The 17,819-nt window shown below is 69.1% G+C and carries 25 protein-coding genes; 10 read left to right on the top strand and 15 right to left on the bottom strand.

Annotation, left to right across the window (positions count from 1 at the left end):
* Positions 1 to 51: 51 nt before the first annotated feature.
* The 4 genes from BN976_RS29955 to BN976_RS29940 form a co-directional block, all read right to left on the bottom strand.
* Positions 52 to 966 carry a ribonuclease Z gene (locus BN976_RS29955; protein WP_036376993.1) on the bottom strand — a complete coding sequence of 305 codons (915 nt, stop codon included), beginning with the start codon at positions 964 to 966 and terminating at the stop codon, positions 52 to 54.
* A gap of 44 nt (positions 967 to 1,010) precedes the next feature.
* Positions 1,011 to 1,403 carry a hypothetical protein gene (locus BN976_RS29950; RefSeq protein WP_036376990.1) on the bottom strand — a complete coding sequence of 131 codons (393 nt, stop codon included), beginning with the start codon at positions 1,401 to 1,403 and terminating at the stop codon, positions 1,011 to 1,013.
* Between the two features lie 79 nt (positions 1,404 to 1,482).
* Positions 1,483 to 1,983 carry a DUF6328 family protein gene (locus tag BN976_RS29945; protein ID WP_220096310.1) on the bottom strand — a complete coding sequence of 167 codons (501 nt, stop codon included), beginning with the start codon at positions 1,981 to 1,983 and terminating at the stop codon, positions 1,483 to 1,485.
* Positions 1,952 to 2,509 carry a type 1 glutamine amidotransferase domain-containing protein gene (locus BN976_RS29940; RefSeq protein ID WP_011782912.1) on the bottom strand — a complete coding sequence of 186 codons (558 nt, stop codon included), beginning with the start codon at positions 2,507 to 2,509 and terminating at the stop codon, positions 1,952 to 1,954. Before BN976_RS29940 ends, BN976_RS29945 begins: the two co-directional genes overlap by 32 nt.
* An 84-nt stretch (positions 2,510 to 2,593) precedes the next feature.
* On the opposite strand from BN976_RS29940, the gene BN976_RS29935 reads away from it, so the two are divergent.
* The 3 genes from BN976_RS29935 (at position 2,594) to BN976_RS29925 (ending at position 4,032) form a co-directional block, all read left to right on the top strand.
* Positions 2,594 to 2,872, top strand: a complete 279-nt coding sequence (locus BN976_RS29935; protein WP_036376985.1) for a hypothetical protein — start codon at positions 2,594 to 2,596, stop codon at positions 2,870 to 2,872.
* Between the two features lie 15 nt (positions 2,873 to 2,887).
* A complete protein-coding gene (locus tag BN976_RS29930; protein WP_011782910.1) occupies positions 2,888 to 3,247 on the top strand; it encodes a hypothetical protein in 360 nt (119 codons plus the stop codon).
* Between the two features lie 83 nt (positions 3,248 to 3,330).
* A complete protein-coding gene (locus tag BN976_RS29925; protein ID WP_036376980.1) occupies positions 3,331 to 4,032 on the top strand; it encodes a cutinase family protein in 702 nt (233 codons plus the stop codon).
* Positions 4,033 to 4,036: 4 nt separating this feature from the next.
* Here the strand turns inward: BN976_RS29925 and BN976_RS29920 are convergent, their stop codons facing one another.
* Positions 4,037 to 4,291 carry a metallothionein gene (locus BN976_RS29920; RefSeq protein WP_036376977.1) on the bottom strand — a complete coding sequence of 85 codons (255 nt, stop codon included), beginning with the start codon at positions 4,289 to 4,291 and terminating at the stop codon, positions 4,037 to 4,039.
* A 69-nt stretch (positions 4,292 to 4,360) separates the two neighbouring features.
* On the opposite strand from BN976_RS29920, the gene BN976_RS29915 reads away from it, so the two are divergent.
* Together BN976_RS29915 and BN976_RS29910 are read left to right on the top strand one after the other, a co-directional pair.
* Positions 4,361 to 5,050 carry a HemK2/MTQ2 family protein methyltransferase gene (locus BN976_RS29915; protein ID WP_036376974.1) on the top strand — a complete coding sequence of 230 codons (690 nt, stop codon included), beginning with the start codon at positions 4,361 to 4,363 and terminating at the stop codon, positions 5,048 to 5,050.
* Positions 5,047 to 5,256, top strand: coding sequence for a CDGSH iron-sulfur domain-containing protein (locus BN976_RS29910; protein WP_011782906.1), 210 nt, complete (start codon positions 5,047 to 5,049; stop codon positions 5,254 to 5,256). The genes BN976_RS29915 and BN976_RS29910 overlap by 4 nt, the downstream gene beginning before the upstream one ends.
* Before the next feature lie 22 nt (positions 5,257 to 5,278).
* Here BN976_RS29910 and BN976_RS29905 read toward each other — a convergent pair whose 3' ends face one another.
* Positions 5,279 to 6,289, bottom strand: a complete 1,011-nt coding sequence (locus tag BN976_RS29905; RefSeq protein ID WP_011782905.1) for an iron-containing redox enzyme family protein — start codon at positions 6,287 to 6,289, stop codon at positions 5,279 to 5,281.
* Between the two features lie 231 nt (positions 6,290 to 6,520).
* On the opposite strand from BN976_RS29905, the gene BN976_RS29900 reads away from it, so the two are divergent.
* From BN976_RS29900 to BN976_RS29890, 3 genes are all read left to right on the top strand, one after another.
* Entirely contained in the window at positions 6,521 to 7,510 is a 990-nt protein-coding gene (locus BN976_RS29900) for a hypothetical protein (protein ID WP_011782904.1), read from the top strand.
* A 65-nt stretch (positions 7,511 to 7,575) separates the two neighbouring features.
* Positions 7,576 to 8,292: an NUDIX hydrolase gene (locus tag BN976_RS29895; RefSeq protein ID WP_011782903.1), complete on the top strand. Its 717-nt coding sequence runs from the start codon at positions 7,576 to 7,578 to the stop codon at positions 8,290 to 8,292.
* 113 nt (positions 8,293 to 8,405) lie between these two features.
* Complete coding sequence (locus BN976_RS29890) at positions 8,406 to 8,867, top strand: hypothetical protein (RefSeq protein ID WP_235622178.1); 462 nt, start codon at positions 8,406 to 8,408, stop codon at positions 8,865 to 8,867.
* 4 nt (positions 8,868 to 8,871) lie between these two features.
* On the opposite strand, the gene BN976_RS29885 is transcribed toward BN976_RS29890, so the two are convergent.
* The 5 genes from BN976_RS29885 to BN976_RS29865 all read right to left on the bottom strand — a co-directional run bounded on the left by BN976_RS29885 (position 8,872) and on the right by BN976_RS29865 (position 12,717).
* Positions 8,872 to 9,792 (bottom strand): aminoglycoside phosphotransferase family protein, encoded by a 921-nt coding sequence (locus BN976_RS29885; protein WP_036376970.1) that lies wholly within the window; start codon positions 9,790 to 9,792, stop codon positions 8,872 to 8,874.
* 5 nt (positions 9,793 to 9,797) lie between these two features.
* Complete coding sequence (locus tag BN976_RS29880) at positions 9,798 to 10,982, bottom strand: mechanosensitive ion channel domain-containing protein (RefSeq protein WP_036376967.1); 1,185 nt, start codon at positions 10,980 to 10,982, stop codon at positions 9,798 to 9,800.
* 87 nt (positions 10,983 to 11,069) lie between these two features.
* Positions 11,070 to 11,717 (bottom strand): MOSC domain-containing protein, encoded by a 648-nt coding sequence (locus BN976_RS29875; protein ID WP_036376964.1) that lies wholly within the window; start codon positions 11,715 to 11,717, stop codon positions 11,070 to 11,072.
* 31 nt (positions 11,718 to 11,748) lie between these two features.
* Positions 11,749 to 12,291 (bottom strand): DUF4333 domain-containing protein, encoded by a 543-nt coding sequence (locus BN976_RS29870; protein ID WP_051558659.1) that lies wholly within the window; start codon positions 12,289 to 12,291, stop codon positions 11,749 to 11,751.
* A gap of 39 nt (positions 12,292 to 12,330) precedes the next feature.
* Positions 12,331 to 12,717 (bottom strand): DUF2237 family protein, encoded by a 387-nt coding sequence (locus BN976_RS29865; protein WP_011782897.1) that lies wholly within the window; start codon positions 12,715 to 12,717, stop codon positions 12,331 to 12,333.
* Positions 12,718 to 12,746: 29 nt separating this feature from the next.
* On the opposite strand from BN976_RS29865, the gene BN976_RS29860 reads away from it, so the two are divergent.
* Positions 12,747 to 13,298 (top strand): DUF1697 domain-containing protein, encoded by a 552-nt coding sequence (locus BN976_RS29860; RefSeq protein ID WP_011782896.1) that lies wholly within the window; start codon positions 12,747 to 12,749, stop codon positions 13,296 to 13,298.
* Position 13,299: 1 nt separating this feature from the next.
* Here BN976_RS29860 and BN976_RS29855 read toward each other — a convergent pair whose 3' ends face one another.
* From BN976_RS29855 to BN976_RS29845, 3 genes are all read right to left on the bottom strand, one after another.
* Positions 13,300 to 14,334, bottom strand: a complete 1,035-nt coding sequence (locus tag BN976_RS29855; RefSeq protein WP_036376961.1) for a CobW family GTP-binding protein — start codon at positions 14,332 to 14,334, stop codon at positions 13,300 to 13,302.
* 28 nt (positions 14,335 to 14,362) lie between these two features.
* Entirely contained in the window at positions 14,363 to 15,133 is a 771-nt protein-coding gene (locus BN976_RS29850) for an SDR family NAD(P)-dependent oxidoreductase (protein WP_036376957.1), read from the bottom strand.
* A gap of 91 nt (positions 15,134 to 15,224) precedes the next feature.
* On the bottom strand, positions 15,225 to 15,653 hold the full coding sequence (locus BN976_RS29845; RefSeq protein ID WP_199559033.1) for a hypothetical protein: 429 nt from the start codon (positions 15,651 to 15,653) through the stop codon (positions 15,225 to 15,227).
* Positions 15,654 to 15,754: 101 nt separating this feature from the next.
* Here BN976_RS29845 and BN976_RS29840 point away from each other — a divergent pair, with 101 nt between their 5' ends.
* A complete protein-coding gene (locus BN976_RS29840; protein ID WP_036376954.1) occupies positions 15,755 to 16,387 on the top strand; it encodes a P-II family nitrogen regulator in 633 nt (210 codons plus the stop codon).
* Positions 16,388 to 16,391: 4 nt separating this feature from the next.
* Here the strand turns inward: BN976_RS29840 and BN976_RS29835 are convergent, their stop codons facing one another.
* Complete coding sequence (locus BN976_RS29835; protein ID WP_036377222.1) at positions 16,392 to 17,789, bottom strand: aspartate aminotransferase family protein; 1,398 nt, start codon at positions 17,787 to 17,789, stop codon at positions 16,392 to 16,394.
* Positions 17,790 to 17,819: the final 30 nt, after the last annotated feature.

Genomic DNA, 17,819 nt, shown 5'->3' with positions numbered 1-17,819 from the left:
TGCATAGCACATGAATGTTTGTCGGGCCGAATCGCTTGACCGCCTCCGCGGCTACCGTCGCGGGGGCATCTTGACCCGGGTCAGGTCCTCGGCCAGGACGAGGTCGCCGTCGAACGCCGCCCTGGCCTCGTCGTGATGTCCGCGCATGTCGGGGTAGCGCTGGGAGAAGTGGGTGAGCACGAGGCGGCGTATCCCGCACTCGGCCGCCACCTGCGCAGCCTGCCGCGCGGTCAGGTGCCCGTAGCGCGCCGCCAGATCGGCATCGGAGTCGAGGAACGTCGCCTCGATCACCAGCAGGTCGGCGCCGTCGGCGAGCGCGTACACGCCGTCACACAACCTGGTGTCCATCACGAAAGCGAAACGTTGTCCGCGTCTGGACCGGGTCACATCGGACAACCGCACCGTCTGTGTGCCCCGTCGGATCGAACCCGCGCGTTGCAGCTCTCCCACCTCCGGGCCTGCGACGCCGAACTGCGTGAGCAACTCGGGGACGAACCGGTCGCCGTCCGGTTCGACGACGCGGTACCCGACGGCGTCGACGGGGTGGTCGAGCCGGCGCGCCTCCAGGGTGCCGAACGGCCCGACGGCGATGGCGCCTTCGGCGTCCACCGGCATCTCGCGCACATCGGTCACGTCGTGAAAGACGCTGGCGTGCCGCAACCTGGCGAAGTACTCCCGGCCCGACGCCGGGTAGTACGCCTGGACCGGGCGGACGACGCGGTCCAGGGAGAGCCGTTGGATGATCCCGGGCACCCCGAGGCAGTGGTCGCCGTGCAGATGGGTGATGCACATACGGGTGACGGCGGTCGGAGAGACCCCGGCGAGCAGCATCTGCCGCTGGGTGCCCTCGCCGGGGTCGAAGAGAAAGCCCTCGTCATCCCAGCGCAGCAGGTAACCGTTGTGGTTGCGGTGTCTGGTGGGCACCTGGCTGGCGGTGCCGAACACGATCAGTTCCCGACCGGACACACACCGCACCCTACGGCCGGGTTACCGGCCGTCCCGGAGAGGACTCACTTGGCGGTGGTTCGTCGCGACGCCGTCGTCTTCCGGGCGGTCTTTGCCGGCCTGGCGGCGGTCTTCTTCGCCGGCGGTGGCGTGCTCTGCCGGGGCGCTGCCGGCTGACGTGCGCGCTGACCGAGCTGATGCATCACCAACGCCGCGCCGCCCACGGTGACCAGCACCGGCCACTCGACGAGACCCGCGGCGCCGACGGCGCCGAGCGTCAGCGCCGCCGCCGCCGTAGACCGGCTCCCGCTGCTCAGGCCGGACCGGATCCCGCCCGCCGCTCCCTGCACTCCACCGACCACTCCGCTGACCGCGGCGCCGCCCACGGCACCCGCTGCCGCAGTGGTGGCGTCGGCCACTTTCGTGAGGCCTCGAAATGCCGTCGAAATCGGATTCATCGGCACTCCCCCTATCCCGGACACCGGCTGTTGTGTACTCATCATGCGCCGATTACCTCCCTTACGGAGGGCGATGTCGCTAGATCACGTCGGCCCTGGTGCCGCGCCGCGCCATCAGGGGCAGTCCGACCCAGAGCATCAGCCAGGCCGCCATAGTGGCCGCCCCCGCGGCGGCGCCCGCCTTGCCCCCCGCCATCACGTCGAAGATCATCGTGGCGACGCCGGACACCGCGGCACCGAGAAGCACGAGGCCGACCAGCGTCAGATGGTGCGATCGCGCGACCAACCACTGCAGCATGTGCCGTCGGAACACCAGCCGATGCAGCGCGACAGGGGCGGTCAACATGGCTGTCGCCGAGATCGAGCAGCCGACCGTCGCCAGATAAAGCCACCGCAAACCACCATCGAGCTCCGAAAAACGTTGCTGGAAAGGCAGGGTCAGCAAAAATCCGGTGAGCAGCTGAACGCCCGTGAGCACCACCCGCAGTTCCTGCAGCAGGCAGGCCCAGTTGCGGCCCGATGTAACCGAAACGGCGCCTGCTAAACCATCAGGTGCGTGCCGGAATGCCGGCGAACTGATCGGTGATTGCCTGACAGAATGCGTCGAGGTCCTTCGGCGACCGGCTGGTGATCAGATTGCCGTCGATACACACCTGCTGGTCGACGACGGTGGCGCCGGCATTGCGCAAATCGGTGCGCAAGCTCGGATACGACGTCAGGGTGCGGTCTTTGACGACGTCGGCCTCGACAAGGGCCCACGGCCCGTGGCAGATCGCGGCGACGGGCTTGCCCGATCGGACGAAGTCGCCGACGAACGCCACCGCGGCCTCGCTGAGGCGCAGCTTGTCGCCGTTGACGGTTCCGCCCGGCAGCACCAGCGCGTCGTACTCCTCGACGCGCGCGTCCTCGACGGCCCGGTCGACCGTGAATGTTCCCGCGGGTTCGAGGTCGTGGTTGCGCGCGTCGATCTCACCGGTCTGCACGGACAGCAGGTCGACGTCTCCGCCGGCGTCGAGCACCGCGGCGCGGGGTTGTTCCAGCTCGACCTTCTCGACACCGTCGGCGGCCAGGAAGGCGATCTTGCGGCCCTGTAGTTCGTTCGGCATGTCATGGACTCCTTTCGCTCTGATCGCAGCATTACCCGCTCGAAGGCGGTCGAATCGCGTGAACATCCGCGTACGGTCGGACACATGACTGCTCAGCCCGACAGCGATCGCCTCGACAGGGTCGCGCCAGGAGATCTCATCTCGCTGCCTCTTCCGGACGCCCCCGACGCCGAGGCCCGCGAGTACAAGGTGGTGCACATCGATGCCCGGAGCGCCTCGTCAGACGGGCCGATGCTGATCACGCTGGAGGCCGACGAAGGCCGGACGTTCGACGTCGAATTGCCGGCTGACACCGTGGTCACGCGCACCCTGGGGGCCAAGTGGGAGTCTCCGCAGAGCCCGACCCCGCATCGGGGCTCGTAGCGCGGTCCGACGGTCATGGCGAAGTACCATCTCAACGCCGCAGCGGTCGAGTTCGCCCGCGGGCTGATCGATGCCAGACAGTATGTGCTCGACAGTGACTGGGGTGAGGTGCAGCCGGATGCTGCGGCGCAGAACTCGTATCTGGAATCCCATGACTGGGATGAGTACTCGCGCTGGCACCTGGGTCTGACCGACGGAGCGGTGGACGGCACCAAAGCGCGTTATGCCTTCGGGTACGGGGACTTCCGTCGGGTGCACCGCACGGGCCTGATCGCATGCGTCTTCCGTGCCTCGCAGTGGCGGCACAAGGCCGTGGAGCTGGCGGCCCACGACCTGTTACAGCATCTGGACGCCACGGCGGGAATCACGCCGTGACCCGGGCAATTTGGTCGGCGAACGGCGGTGGTACTGAGCCTGCAGCGCAGCGCGGTGCCGCCTGCGGCCGGAAGGAGGAGGTCATGAAGATGAGTCGGGTTGCCGGAATCGCCGGCGCGGTCGCGCTGGGAGCATGCAGCGCGGTGGCGGGTCTGGGTGCCCCGTCGGCGGCGGCGCAGCCGTGCCCGGACGTGGAAGTGGTGTTCGCCCGCGGGACCAGCGAGCCACCCGGGGTCGGTGGCGTCGGGCAGGCCTTCGTCGACGCACTGCGCGCTCAGGCCGCCCCGCGCACCGTCGGCGTCTACGCGGTGAATTACCCTGCGGCGAACAACTTCACCGACCGCGCGGCGTTCGCCGGGACCGTCATCGACGGCATCCGGGACGCGTCGAACCGCCTCCAGGCCATGTCCGTCAACTGTCCGAACACCAGGTTGGTCCTCGGTGGCTTCTCGCAGGGCGCAGTGGTGTCCGGCTTCACCACCTCGGACACGGTGCCCAACAGCGTGCCTGCCGCGGTGGCACCGACTCCGCTGCCGCCCACGGTCGCCGAACATGTTGCGGCCGTGGTGCTTTTCGGCGCACCCTCGGGATCGTTCATGGAGAAGTACGGCGCTCCGGCCGTCACCGTCGGACCGTTGTACGCGGACCGGACCGTCGAGCTGTGCGCTGCGGGAGACAGCATCTGCGACGGCGCGCCCAACGGCGGCCCGAACCTGGCGCACGCGCTGTACCCGGTGAACGGGATGGTCGGCCAGGGCGCGAGCTACGCGGCCGGGAGGCTGTGACCCGTCACGCCCCGGCGGGCACCGGATAGCGGTCGTTGACGTCGGCGTTGGTGTCCTTACGTGCGCAGTGCGCGCAGCAGAAGATGCCGTCGTCGGTCTCGATGCCGTGACCGAGGATGCGGCAGCCGCAGTGCAGGCACTGCGGGGCGAGCTGCGCCGCCGCGCATTCGACGCTGTCGAACGTCGCGGTGTGGCCGTCGTGCCGTGTGACGGTAAAGGCTTTGTCGTAGTCATTGCCACAGGTGTCGCAGATACTCATGTCCGCCGGGTTCCCACCGACCGGTTCGGCAAACGTTTGGCCGTCGGGTAAGTGGGCATTAAAGACTCCGTGACGAGCGCATATACCCAACTCGACGCCCCAGACATCGCGGTCGAGGTCTATCCCCCGCAAGAGGATTCGCAGCTCCTCATCGACGCCGCGACCGCAGCCGGCGTGCTGCCAGGGGCCCGGGTCGCGGACCTGTGCACCGGCAGCGGGGTGGTGGCGCTGGGCGCGGCGGCATCCGGTGCGGCCGAGGTGACCGCCTTCGACATCTGCCCGAAGGCGGTGCAGCGGACGCGGCAGGACGCCCGGGCCGCAGGCGCCGATGTGGACGTTCACCGCGGCTCGTGGGCGCGCGCAGTCGAATTCGGACCCTACGACGTCGTCCTGGCCAACCCGCCGTATGTGCCGGTCCCCGACGCGGACGGCGAGACGATTCCTGCCGCAGCCGGACCCTCGCGGGCCTGGGACGCAGGACCGGACGGACGACTGGTTCTCGATCCGATGTGCGCGGCCGCGCCACTGCTGCTCGACGAAGGCGGGACCATGCTCGTCGTGCAGTCGGAATGCTCGAACGTCAAGCGCACGCTGAGCATGTTGCGTGAACACGGAATGCGTACCGAAGTGGTTGCGCAGCAGCTTATCCCGTTCGGTCCGGTGATGTCGGTGCGCGCGCCGTGGCTCATGCGGGCCGGTCTTCTGCCGCGCGGAAGCCGGCAGGAGCGGATCGTGGTGATCCGCGCCGACGCGCCATGACCGACAAGCAGGTGCGCGTGGTCCGAGTCGTTCCCGGTGGACCCGTGATGGTCGAGGGTCCCGTCTGCATCGAAATGCCGGACGGAAGCCGGGTGGAGTCCGACCGCTTCATGGTCGCGATCTGCGCGTGCCGCAGATCGAAGACCTACCCGCTGTGCGACACCAGCCACCGGCGCCGATCGCGCGCCGGTGACGAGTCGGCGTAAGTCGGTTCCAGGTCAGACCGGGTCAGTCCAGGGGGCGGCGCAGCGACGTGCGTCCGTCGCGCCAGCACGACATCAGGTGATCGGCCAACCGGTTCTCCACAAGGTCGAACGCCCGGATGCCGAACACCACGTCGCGGTCGAGTCCCGGTTCGCGGGATACCAGGTCGCCGACGACGTCGGTGCGCACCACCTGCTCGTGGACCGCATCGGCCTCGACGTGCTCGGCGTAGAACCCGCGGCACTCCTGCGGTGCGCCGAGGCGTTCCAACGCCTGCACCATGCGCCGGGACCCCGGCGGGGACGTGACCTCGGTGGCCGCGAAATGCCCCACCGCGCAACCACGCAGCCGACGGTGCAAGCCGAACATCGACATCAGGTTCACCACCGCCAGCGTCTCTGCAGGCACGTTGCCGAGGTAGCCCAGGTACGAGGTGTCCAGCCCGGCGGCTGCCATCAGGTCGGCGAACAGCTGTTGATGCAGCCGCGCGCCCTTGCCCGCGCCGAACTCGTCGAACTCCACAGCGACGAACGAGGCCTTCGCCTGCCCGGTCAGTCGCGGGATGGCCCACGCGTGCGGGTCACCCTCCTTGAGGTGGTACAGCGACCGGTGCGCGAAGTACTCGCGCATCTCGTCCCATGTGCCCTTGTCGCGCAGGTGATATGACGGCCCGTCGCCGTTCACCGGCTCCACGCAGAGCTTGTCGAGCTCCTCGAGTGCGCCTGCGTCGGGCTCGATCGTTCCGACGCCCTTGCGGATGTCTTCGAGGAACAGCTCTTCGAGCCGGCCGCGCAGGTAGAGCAGCCCGGCGTTCCATTCCCAGGCGGCGTCGACATCGGCGAATCCGCGGTAGTGGAGCTCGTAGCAGACGTAGAGGGCGAGCTGCAGATCGAGGCCGGCCGGGTCGGCGTCGGCAAGGGAGGTCTCGACTTTGACGAAATGGCGAAGCGGGGCCCGTTCGGCGAGGAGCTCCATCACGGACATCGAGATGGGGCCACGGGGCTCGGGAAGTCGGGGTTGCACCAGCGTCGGCATCACATGGCGGTATTTACCCACGAGCAGTGCCGCCAAACCGGGCTGTGCCCCATCTCGGCCGGTCGGCGCGGGTACCCGTTCACCCCTTGGACTACACGTTTTGCCGCCTTTTTCACAACGCCGGCATATGGCGGTGAGGGTTCGCGCCGACGGGTAACCGACCGGCAAGCGCACGCACGCGCTGACGTATCCACAGACATTCCGTATCTCAGACAAGGGGTGAACGCGCACATGGCTGCACCTACCAGGACCATCGAGTCAACCGAATCCATCAAGGGCACGCTGATCGCGCAACTGCGCACCGTGCTGGACCTCACGCACACCGAGATCCAGGTCGCCGAGACCCGGGTCGGGCAGGCCCGCACCGACGCTGTCAGGCGCGAGCTGAGCCAGAACGCCGAGAACGCGAAGATCCGTGCTGAGGCGATCGAGAAGACGATCCGGGAACTCGGTGGGTTCCCCGACGTGATCGGGCCGTTCCTCGGCCGCGCCGCCGCGGCGGTCAAGGCGCTGACCGAACAGGCCGAGCCGTTCGACGAGGCGCTCCTCGGCGATCTCGCGCTCGAGGGACAGCTGCTTGACCGGTCCCGCTACGTCAAGGCGCTGGCGGTCGCCGCCAAGGACCAGGACGTCGAGGCGTTGGCCACCCGTCTCATCACCGCGCACTCCGCAACCGTGGACTGGCTCACCACCGTGCTGGCCGAGGACGCCCTCGGCGGGCCGGCCGCACTGAGGCGGACCCCGATGCAGGCCGCCGCCGGGCTGGCGGTCAAGTTCGCGAACCTGCCGTTCACCTGGTCGACGCGGGGCGCCGAGCGAGTCGCGGAGGCCATCCGCTCGGTCCGGCCGGCAGTCGCGGACCTGATCGAGCGGGGCTCGCGCACCGGCGATGTCGCCGCGAAGGCGCTCTCCGGGGCGCGTGACTCCGCCCTCCAGACCGCCGAGCGCATCACCCGCGAGCAGGGCGCCGAGGATGCCGCCGACCTGATCCACGCAGCGCGCGGGGCCACCGGCATCCTCGATCCGGACGAACTGCCGATCAGCGGTTACGACGAGCTGACCGTCAACGACGCGGCCAACGCCGTCAAGGACCTGACCGACCCGGCCGACATCCGGACGATCGTGGCCTACGAGGAGGCGCACAAGAACCGCCAGCGCGTCGTTTCGGCGGCGCAGACCCGGCTGGCCGCCATCGCGCAGGAAGTGGTCGGCATCAACTGACACAGTCCGTCACGAACCGGCACGGGGATTCCCGTGCAGGTTCGTCGTCTGTCTAATCTCGAACGGTGACCATCACCTACGACGACCGGTTGCGTGACCAGCTTCAGCAGCGGCTGGCCGGACATGCCCGCCGGACGGTGTCAGACCCGTCGAAGCGGCATGCCGCCGTGGCCGTGGTGCTGGTCGACTCCCTCGCCGGCGAGGATCGGGTGGACCCGGCACCCGTCGACGACTGGATCGCCGGCAGGCCGATGCCGGAGGATCTGGACGGGCGCATGGTCGACGTCTCCGGAGGCGCAGCGTTCTTCCTCTGCCGCAGGGCATCTCGGCTGTCGTCTCATTCGGCGCAGTGGGCGCTGCCCGGCGGGCGGTTGGACCCCGGCGAAACCGTCGTCGATGCCGCGCTGCGCGAGCTCGACGAGGAGGTTGGCGTGCGGCTCACCGAGACGTCGGTGCTCGGCCTGCTCGACGACTACCCGACCCGCTCCGGTTACGTCATCACGCCCGTGGTGATCTGGGGCGGCGGCCGGCTCGACCCGCGCCCCGCGCCTGACGAAGTGGTCGCGGTGTACCGGGTCGGGCTGCACCAGCTCCTGCGGGAGGATTCGCCCCGCTTCATCACCATCCCCGAGAGTCCCCGTCCCGTCGTGCAGATGCCGCTGGGCAACGACCTCATTCACGCGCCGACCGGTGCGGTGCTGCTGCAGTTGCGCTGGCTGGGCCTGGAAGGCCGGTCCGATCCGGTCGACGAACTCGAGCAACCGGTCTTCGCCTGGAAGTAGATCCGCCGTACTCGCATTCCACGCGGCGGTGGGGGAGGCCCCGTTTTCTTTGCGCGCCGTCCGGGTAGACCACCGCTTGACAGCGAACCACCTCCGACACGGATGCGACCGACATGACCACGACCCACGGCAGTGGACGGCACCGGCTCTCCCGGCGGCCCGCCCACCTGGGACACCGCCTCACCACGGTGTCGTTGATGGCCGTTGCCGGGGTAGCGGGGTGGCTGTGGACGTCGGCGGTCGCGCAGCCCCATCCCGCGTCCGCGCCGCAGCAACCCTCTCCGGCGGCGCAGGCGCATCACGAGATCCAGCGGGTCGGGCAGGTCATCGCGGCGTCGCGGGACTCGCTCACGACCAGCACGCCGGACGGTCAGACCACCACGTTCCGGATCACCGCCGACACCACCCAGATCGGCCCGCCCGGGACCGTCGGGCCCTATACGTCGTTTCCGCTGAAGCGCAACGTCGTCGTGCTGGGCATCGTGCACGAGGGCGTCCCGGTCGCCACCGCGATCGCCGATCAGGCCGCCGTGGGACCCGACGGGCCGCCGATGGACTACGGGCTTCCCACCTGACCCGTCACTCGAACGCCGGAGTGCTGCGCCAGTCCGCCAGCACTTCGGCCAACCCGTCCGCGAGCACCGGCAACTGCGGGACGAGCGTAAGGCAGCCGACGAACTGCAGTCGCCGGGCGTGATCCATCAGCCGCCGCACCGTCGGATCGGTGCGCCGCAGGCCTCGCTCGTGTGCCGCGTGGTCGTACTCGGCGACAGCATCCGGGCCGAGCAGGGCCAGGTCCCATTCCACCGGCCCGCTTGTGACGTCCTCGAAGTCGGCGAACCGGATCCCCGAGGTTGTCCGAATCACATTGTGCGACGGGCCATCTCCCTGGAGCGGCTGGACCGGAATTCCCGGGAAGGCCGACTCGAACGCCGCCCGGTCGGCCAGCAACTGCTGCAACTTGTCGAAATCGGAACGGGCACGGTCGATTTCGGTCGGCGTCAACACCTCGACGGTCTGCAGTCGGGCGAGCAGGTCGGGCAGGCCGTCGTTGAACGGCGCCAGGAACGGCAGCTTCCCAGGATATCCGGCCAGCGCCTGGTGAAGTTCGGCGCTGTAGGACATTTCCACACCCTGGTAGGGCTGATGGTCGTCCGCGACGTCGGCCAACTCCCAGAAGGTCATCGAGAACCCGTCCCGGCGCACCGGCACCCGGGGCACCAGCGGCGACGGCCTGACCACCGGAACCCCCTGGGCATCGAGCCAGGCGACGACGTCGAGTTCGCGCTGCTGGCGCGCCGTCTGACGGTCGGGCTGCGTGCTGCCCGTCAGCACCACCGGGATGCGGGCCACCACCGGCTCGGGCTGCAGGTGTACTACGACGGAGAACACGTCGTGAAGGACGGCGCCGTGGTCGACGTTCAGCCCGAGGTCGCGGCCCGCGCGCACCGCGGCCTCGACGGCCCGCCGGGTCCGCGCGGCCAGCTCTTCAGGTGTCATCGCGGTCAGCGTGCCCCGGACATCGCCCGGCCGCGGCGCTCGGCGGCAGCGCTGCCGCTGAACAGCCCCGACTCAGCCTGCGGCCGGCCGACCGGGGCTTCCGTGGCTTCCCCGTGCCTGCGGGAATCGCTGTGGTGCTCAATGCGTTTGCGGGGCAGCGCGCAGGGATTCGTGCGCTGCAGCCAGGCGACCATTCCTTCCCGGATGTCGCAGCGCAGGTCGAACAGCGCGCCCGCGTTGGGCGCGCTGACCAGCATCCGCACCCGGACCAGACCTTCCACGGCGTCGGTGACCTGCAGCACGCCGACTCGGCCGTCCCACTTGTCGTTGGCGTGCAACATGCGGTCCAGTTCGGCCCGCATGGCGTCGAAGGGCACCGTGAAGTCGACGTCGAGTTCGGCGGTGCCGAGCAGTTCGGTCGCATTCCTGGTCCAGTTCTGGAACGGCGTGTCGGTGAAGTAGGTGCACGGCAGCACCAGGCGCCGCTCGTCCCACAGGTGTACGACGACGTAGGTCAGGGTGATCTCTTCGATCCGCCCCCACTCGTCCTCGAGCACCACGATGTCCCCGACGCGGATGGCGTCCGAGAACGCGATCTGAATGCCTGCGAACACCGATCCCAGCGACGTCTGCGCGGCCAGGCCGGCGACGACCGTCAGCACCCCGGCCGAAGCGAACAACGTCTTGCCGATGTCGCTGAACGACGGGAACGTCATCAGCGCGGCGGCGGCGCCGAGCACGACGACCAGGGCCACCACCAGCCGTCGCAGGACGGTGACCTGGGTCTTGATCTTGCGGCGGTGCCGGTCGGCGTCGGTCAACCCTTCGTCACCACCGGCGAAGCGGGCGATCACCTGCCGTTCGACCACCCGCACGAGGCTCACCAGAACCCATGTCAGCGTGGCGATGAGCGCAAGTATCAGCGTGTGGTCGAGCCATCCGCGCCAGACCGCCTGTTCGTCGGTGGTGCGCCTGACGGCCGCGCCGGCAGCGATGACCACCAGGGTCGCGCGCAGCGGCAGACGGGTGAGGTGGGCCACGTCGTGCATCACCGCGCTGCGCCGGCCCAGGCGTTGCAGCAGCCACGACACGGCCAGACCGGCAACGTAGGCCACTCCGATGGCGCCGGCCACCCAGGCGGCGGTGACGGCGAGATGGGTTGCGGAGGTGAATTCGATCGCGTCGTCCATGAACAGGTCAGAACTCCTGTGATCGGCGTCGGGGGGTATGGCTCCAGTTGCGTTCCCGCGTCCGCCGTGTGGCCAAACCTCGACGCGTCAGCAGACCTTGGCGACCTGCTCCTTGATCTTCTCCGGCAGTGCGTCTGCGGCCGCCAGGGTGGGCAGCAACGCACGCTCGCCCATGAGCGCGCGGAACACGGTGCCGACCGTCACCGTGTGGTCGGGGCGGTCGATCACCTCGATGTGGTCTCCGGCGCCGACCGTGCCCGGCTCGATGACCCGGAAGTAGGCGCCCGGCAACCCGGCGGCGGTGAATGTCTTGATCCAGCCGGGGATGCCGAGCCAGGTGACGAACGTCTGGCACGGGGTGCGCGGGCTGGTGACCTCGAGAACCAGGCCACTGTCGCCGACCGTCCAGCGTTCGCCGATCAGGCACGCGGTGAGGTCGATCCCGGCCGTGGTGAGGTTCTCCCCGAACATGCCGTTGGTGAGGTCACGGTCCAGGTCGGTGGCCCAACGGTCCAGGTCCTCCCGGGCGTAGGCGTACACGGCCTGGTCGTCGCCGCCGTGATGCTTGCGATCACAGACCGAGTCGCCGACGACGCCGCTGCCCAGCCCGCCTCGCCGCGGACCGGGGGCCCGGACGGTCAACGGTTCGGCGCTGGGCCGCTTGGCGATCCCCGAGCGCCGCGAACCCAGATCGAGCGGCGAGGTAGCCGTGTTCACCGTCAACACCGATGCCATGGGCACAGCTAACCAGTTACCGCCGCGCGGGTCATTCGATAATTTCCCAGCTGTCGTTCTCGCCGATCGGTTCGGCGGTGACCCGCACGGTGCGCTCGGTGCCGTACTCGTCGGCGGCGGTGCAGTCGAACGTCGCGCCGACCTCGACGGCCTTGAGTCCTTCACCGCAGTCCACCGTGACCGGGAACTCGAGCGTCTTCGATATCTCGTCGCTCAGTGTGGTTGCCGCGCTGGGCAAGTCGTAGAGCGTGTCCTTGGTCTTGAAGTTCACGTTGTAGTCGTCGTCGGTGACGGTTGCCTCGACCCGGACCGTCTGCCCGCCGACGTCTGCCGTGCATTCGAAGGTGTCGCCCTTGCCGGGGCGCGGCGACTGCTCGGGGCACTCCACGCTGGAGACCGTCTGGTCGATCGACGAATAGCTGGTGTTGAGCTCGTCGGTGATCGCCTTCTCGAGCTTGTCGTAATCGAGGCCGCCGCCGATCGAGAACTGGCACGCCGACGCCAGCAGCGCAGCGCCGCAGGCCATCAGCACAGAGGACGCGGTGCGCGGGGAAGGAACCGAGGTCAGGGCCATGGGTCAAGATCATATGGAGGTGCGGGACTGCGGTAAAGCTCACAAACCCGCAGGATCGTCGGGCACATCCACGGCGTAGCGGCGCAGCACCTCCAACGGCACCGATTCGAGGGTGCGTTCATGCGTCGAGGCGAGCACCACCGGGCAGGCGAAGCCGTCCTCATGCGCCCGCAGCCAATTCAGCGCCGTCACGCACCAGCGGTCCCCGGGAACCAGGCCCGGGAACCGGTACGCGGGCATCGGTGTCGACAGGTCGTTGCCGATCGAGCGCTGGTGGGACAGGAACTCGACCGTCACCACCGCGCAGATGGTGTGACGGCCGAGATCCTCGTCGCCGGTGCTGCAGCAGCCGTCGCGGTAGAAACCGGTCAAAGGTTCGGTGCCGCAAGGTTCCAACGGGGCGCCCAGAACGTTGAGATCCGCCATCGGTTCAGTATCGCGTAGGGTCGCCCGACATGGGGTCGTCGCGCTATGTGGCGTTGCTGCGGGGCATCAACGTGGGCGGCCGCAACAAGATCTCGATGCCCGACCTGCGTGCAGTGCTCGAGGACGCCGGTTTCGGCAACGTGAGCACCTACATCCAGTCCGGCAACGTCGCGTTCGAATCCGACGGTGCGCGGGCCTCACTCGAATCCGACATCGAGGCCCTGCTCGTGAGGCTTCTGGAGAGCCCGCCGGTCGTGGTCGTGCGCTCACACCGCCAGCTGCGCGGCGTCGTCGAGGACGCCCCCGGCGAATTCGCGGAACGGCACACCGAGCACCACCGCGACGTGATCTTCGTCAAGGCCCCGCTGACCGTCGAGCGGGCGATGGAGGTCGTGCAACTGCGCGACGGTGTCGACGACGCGTGGCCAGGACCCGGCGTCGTCTACTTCACCCGGGTCATCGCCGAGAAGGCCAGGAGCAGGATGAGCCGCATCGTCGGCACCCCGGAATACCGGCTGATGACGATCAGGAACTGGGCGACGACGACCCGGATGTTGACCCTGCTCGACGAGATGCGGTGACTCAGATGCTGAGCTTGCGGTACCGCTGCAGCCGCCGGAGTCCGTGCGCGGACGCTGCACCATGGACCGGGGTCAGCGCCGAACGCATCCGCTCCCGCACCGCCTCGACATCCAGACCCATCCCGATCGCGACCAGGCTGTTGGCCACGGCCCGCGGCGGCGCGACCGCGATATGCACCGACGGCCCAACGACGTTCACGCTGTAACAACGGCTCGAACTGCGGTACCGCACGGCGACGGTGCCCTTCATCCGGTACACCCCGTCCGGTGGCGCCTCGAGTAGGTCGATCACCGCGGCAGGATCCACGCAGCCCTCACCGGTCACCGTCACCGAATCCGCATGGCTGTGGTCATGGTCATGGACGTGCGGGTGCGCCTGGGCCTCGGCATCGGACCACAGCTCGCGGAACGTCAACTGACCCAGCGTCTCTGCGTCGCCGGCCACGTCGTAGAGCAGGGCCGGGTCGATCCGGCCTGCGGTGGCGCCGACGACATGGGCGTGCGGGTTCAGCTCGCGGACCCGGCTCTCGATGCGCACCAGTGCGTCGGCGCGGTCCCGGACGGGGATCCGGTCGAGCTTGTTGACCACCACCAGGGTCGCCGCGCCGTAACGCGCGGGCGGGGTGGCGTCGCGGTCGACGGTGTCGAAGTGGGTCGCCGCGTCGAGCACGTCGACGACGCCGCCGGGCCGCACACCGTCGACGCCGCTGAACCGGATGATGCGGGACACCGCCACCGGATCGGCCAGCCCGCTGGCCTCCACGATGATCGCGTCGAGCCGAAGCTTCGGGTCGGCGAGACGGGCCAGCGCACTGTCGAGGCCGCCTTCGTCGGGCAGGCAGCAGATGCAGCCGCCGGCGATCGACGCCGGTTCGTCGACCTGGCCGGTCACCAGGCCCGCGTCGACGTTGAGTTCGCCAAAGTCGTTGATGACCACGCCGATCCGAGCGTCCGGGCTGCGCAGAACGTGGTTGAGAAGCGTGGTCTTACCCGCGCCGAGATAGCCGGTCAGAGCGATGACGGGGATCGGCTGCACAGCTCGGCAGGCTACTGGGTCGGCAGCCTCAGCGGAAACCGGTGGTCCCGCCGTCGACCATGACGGTCTGGGCGGTGACGAACGACGCCTCGTCACTGAGCAGGAAGCAGACCACCGGACCGATGTCGGTGTCCACGTCGCCGAGCCGGCCCATCGGCACGGTGCGCAGGCTGCGTTCGTAGGCTTCGGGGGCCGTCTCGCGCCACAGCCGGATGCCGTCGGACTCGGCGAACGGGCACACCACGTTCACCCGGATATCGTCTCGGGCCCATTCCATCGCAGCAGCTTTCGAAATCCCCCGGATCGCCTCCTTGGCGCCGGCGTAGGCGCCGAACTTCGGCTTCCCCATGGTGCCCGAACCCGACCCGAGGTTGACGATGCTGCCGCCGCCGTTGCCGACGAAAACCGGGTACACCGCCTGCATCAGCTCGAAGGTGGCGCGGGGACCGACGTCGAAAACCAGGTCGTAGTCCTCGCGGGTGATGTCCTGGAACGGTTTCGGTTCGTTGGTGGCGATGGCGTTGTTCACCAGACCGTGCACGGTGCCGAACGCGTCGACCGCTGCCGCGACGATGCGCTTCGCGCAGCCCGGCTCGCGCAGGTCTGCCACCAGGGGCCGGACCGTGTCCCCGAGCCGGTCGGCGGTCTCCGACAGCAGTTGCTCGTCCCGGTCGACGGCGAGGACCGCGGCCCCGCGCTCCGTCAGCGCCGACGCGATGCCCCGGCCCACCCCGCGGCCCGCGCCCGTGACGATCACGGCGCGGCCGTCCAACAGATTCACCGGCACCCGTGAAGTCATGTCTTGACCGTACGGCGGGCACACAGCGCGAGAAGGCCGGGCCCTGCCGGGCCCGGCCTTCTCGGGGGTCGGTGTTTCGTCGGTTGTCAGATCACGGTGCGGGAATCGTGGCGCAGCCGATGCCCGGGATGCAGCCGCTGGCGCCGTCGGGTCCTGCGGAACCGCCGATGCCGCCCGGATTCAGGCTGCCGCTGGCGCCACCGGGACCGGCAGTGCCTGCCGGGCCACCGGGGATGGCGCCGGTCGCGCCTTCAGGGCCTGCGGCGCCGCCTGGACCGCCGGGAATGACGCCTGAGGCGCCGCCGGGGCCGGCCTCACCGGCCGGACCGCCGGGGATGGCGCCTGCGGCGCCACCGGGTCCTGCGGTGCCGTTGACGGCGCACGGCGTGCCGTCAGGGTTGAAGCAGGGTGGCGGCGCCGGCTGGGCAAAGGTCAGGGGCGCGGTTGCGATCGCTGTCGCCGCAGCGCCCGCGAAGAAGAAAGAGCCGATGATTCGCGGTGTTGAGGTCTTGAGTCGCATAACAGAACTGTTGCCTGATGGCAGCGAATCGAAACACCCAATTTCGGCTTGCAGCGAACGGGCTGATCACTGCGCTGCCGGGGTGGTGGCATGCTGGCTCAATGGGATTGGTCATCCGGCTGCTCGAGCTGATGCTCGTGCTGGTGCCGTTGATCGGGGCGGCCTACGCGGCGTTCAGGGGTGTGACTGCTCTGCGCGCCCGCCAGACTGCGGAACTTCCGCAGGCCGCCGATCCCGCAGCCGCGCAGCGCAGGGCGATCGGCCGCGCCATCGAGGAGCACGACCGTACCGACACCCGTTGGCTGGAGTATGAGCTTGACGTGGCGAAGCTGCTGGACTGCCCGCTGATGACCGACTTGCGCGATCCGCTCACCGAACGCTTCCACCGGGCGAAGTTGCGTGCCGACTTCCTGCGGCCCGGAGGCATCGCCGATCTCGTCGACGACCGAGACGCCACCCGCGACTATCTGAATGCGGTGCAGGAGTACGTCACCGCTTTCGACATCGCCGAGGCGGAGGCGTTACGGCGCAGGCGCGCCGACTTCACCCCGGCTGAACAGGAGCGTCTCGCGCGGGCGCAGCGGCTGCTGCGGGTGGCCGCGGACTCGGCGGCCACCCCGCAGGAACGGCAACGGGCCTACCGGCTCGCGCGGCGCGAACTCGACGGCCTGGTGGTGCTTCCCGACGGCGCACGCGTCGCGCTGGAGCGCGGTATCAGCGGCGAACTCGACTGACGCACTAGGCGTTCTCGGTCGCCGCGTCGGCGACGTCGAGGGCCTTGTCGAGGATCGCCAGGCCTTCGCGGGCCTGCTCGTCGGTGATGGTGCAGGGCGGCACGACGTGGATGCGGTTGTAGTTCGCGAACGGCAGCAGGCCCAGCTTCTTGCATTCGGCGATCACGGAATTCATTGCCGCGCTGGAGCTTCCGTATGGCGCCAGGGGTTCGCGGGTGGTCTGGTCGGCGACCAGTTCGACGGCCCAGAACACCCCGGCGCCACGCACCTCGCCGACGCTGCGGTGCCGGGCGGCGAGCTCGCGCAGGCCCGGACCGATGACCTCGGCCCCCACGCGGGCGGCGTTCTCCACGATGCCGTCCTCGGCCATCGTGTTGATGGTCGCGACCGCGGCGGCGGTCGCCAGCGGATGCCCCGAATAGGTCAGTCCGCCCGGATAGGCGCGGTGGGCGAAGGTTTCGGCGATCGCCGGGCTGATCGCCACGCCGCCGAGGGGCACATAACCGGAGTTGACGCCCTTGGCGAAGGTCAGCAGGTCCGGGACGACGTCGAAGTGGTTGATGGAGAACCACTTCCCGCTGCGCCCGAACCCGGCCATCACCTCGTCGGCGATGAACACGATGCCGTACTCGTCACACAGTGCGCGCACCCCGGCCATGTAGCCCGGTGGAGGCACCATGATCCCGGCGGTGCCCGGGATGGACTCCAGGATGATCGCCGCGATGGTGTTCGGACCTTCCATCCGGATGGTGTCGTGCAGATGGGCCAGCGCGCGTTCGGATTCCTCGGCCTCGGTGCCGGCGTGGAACTGCGAGCGGTAGAGGAACGGGCCGAAGAAGTGCACGATGCCCGCGGTGCCGTGGTCGTTGGGCCAGCGCCGCGGATCCCCGGTGAGATTGATGGCGGTGTCGGTGCCGCCGTGGTACGAGCGGTACCGGGAGAGCACCTTGGAGCGACCGGTGTGCAGGCGGGCCATCCGCACCGCGTGCTCGACGGCGTCGGCGCCGCCGTTGGTGAAGAAGATCCTGTTCAACTCGCCGGGGGTGCGCTCGGCGATGAGCCGGGCGGCCTCCGAGCGGGCGGCGTTGGCATGCTGGGGCGCCACCGTGCACAGCTTGGCGGCCTGCTGGGCAATGGCGGCAACCACTTTCGGGTGCTGGTGGCCGATGTTGGTGTTCACCAGCATCGAGGAGAAGTCGAGCAGCTTGTTGCCCTGGCCGTCCCAGACGTGGCAGCCGTCGGCGGCCACGAGCGTCATCGGCGAGATCTCGGCCTGCGCCGACCAGGAATGGAACACGTGGGCACGGTCCAGTTCGTAGGCGCGGGCCGCCTCGGCGCGCGCTGCCTCGACGGTCAGGCCGTTGGGAAGCAGGCCGGTTTCTTCAAGCGTTTCGTAGGACACAGGGAAACGGTAGAGCGCCGAACCGAGAAG

This window comes from Mycolicibacterium austroafricanum (assembly GCF_000612725.1).
GTDB classification, from domain to species: domain Bacteria; phylum Actinomycetota; class Actinomycetes; order Mycobacteriales; family Mycobacteriaceae; genus Mycobacterium; species Mycobacterium austroafricanum.
The sequence above is the reverse complement of the archived record's forward strand: the minus strand, read 5'-3'. Positions and strand labels throughout refer to the sequence as shown.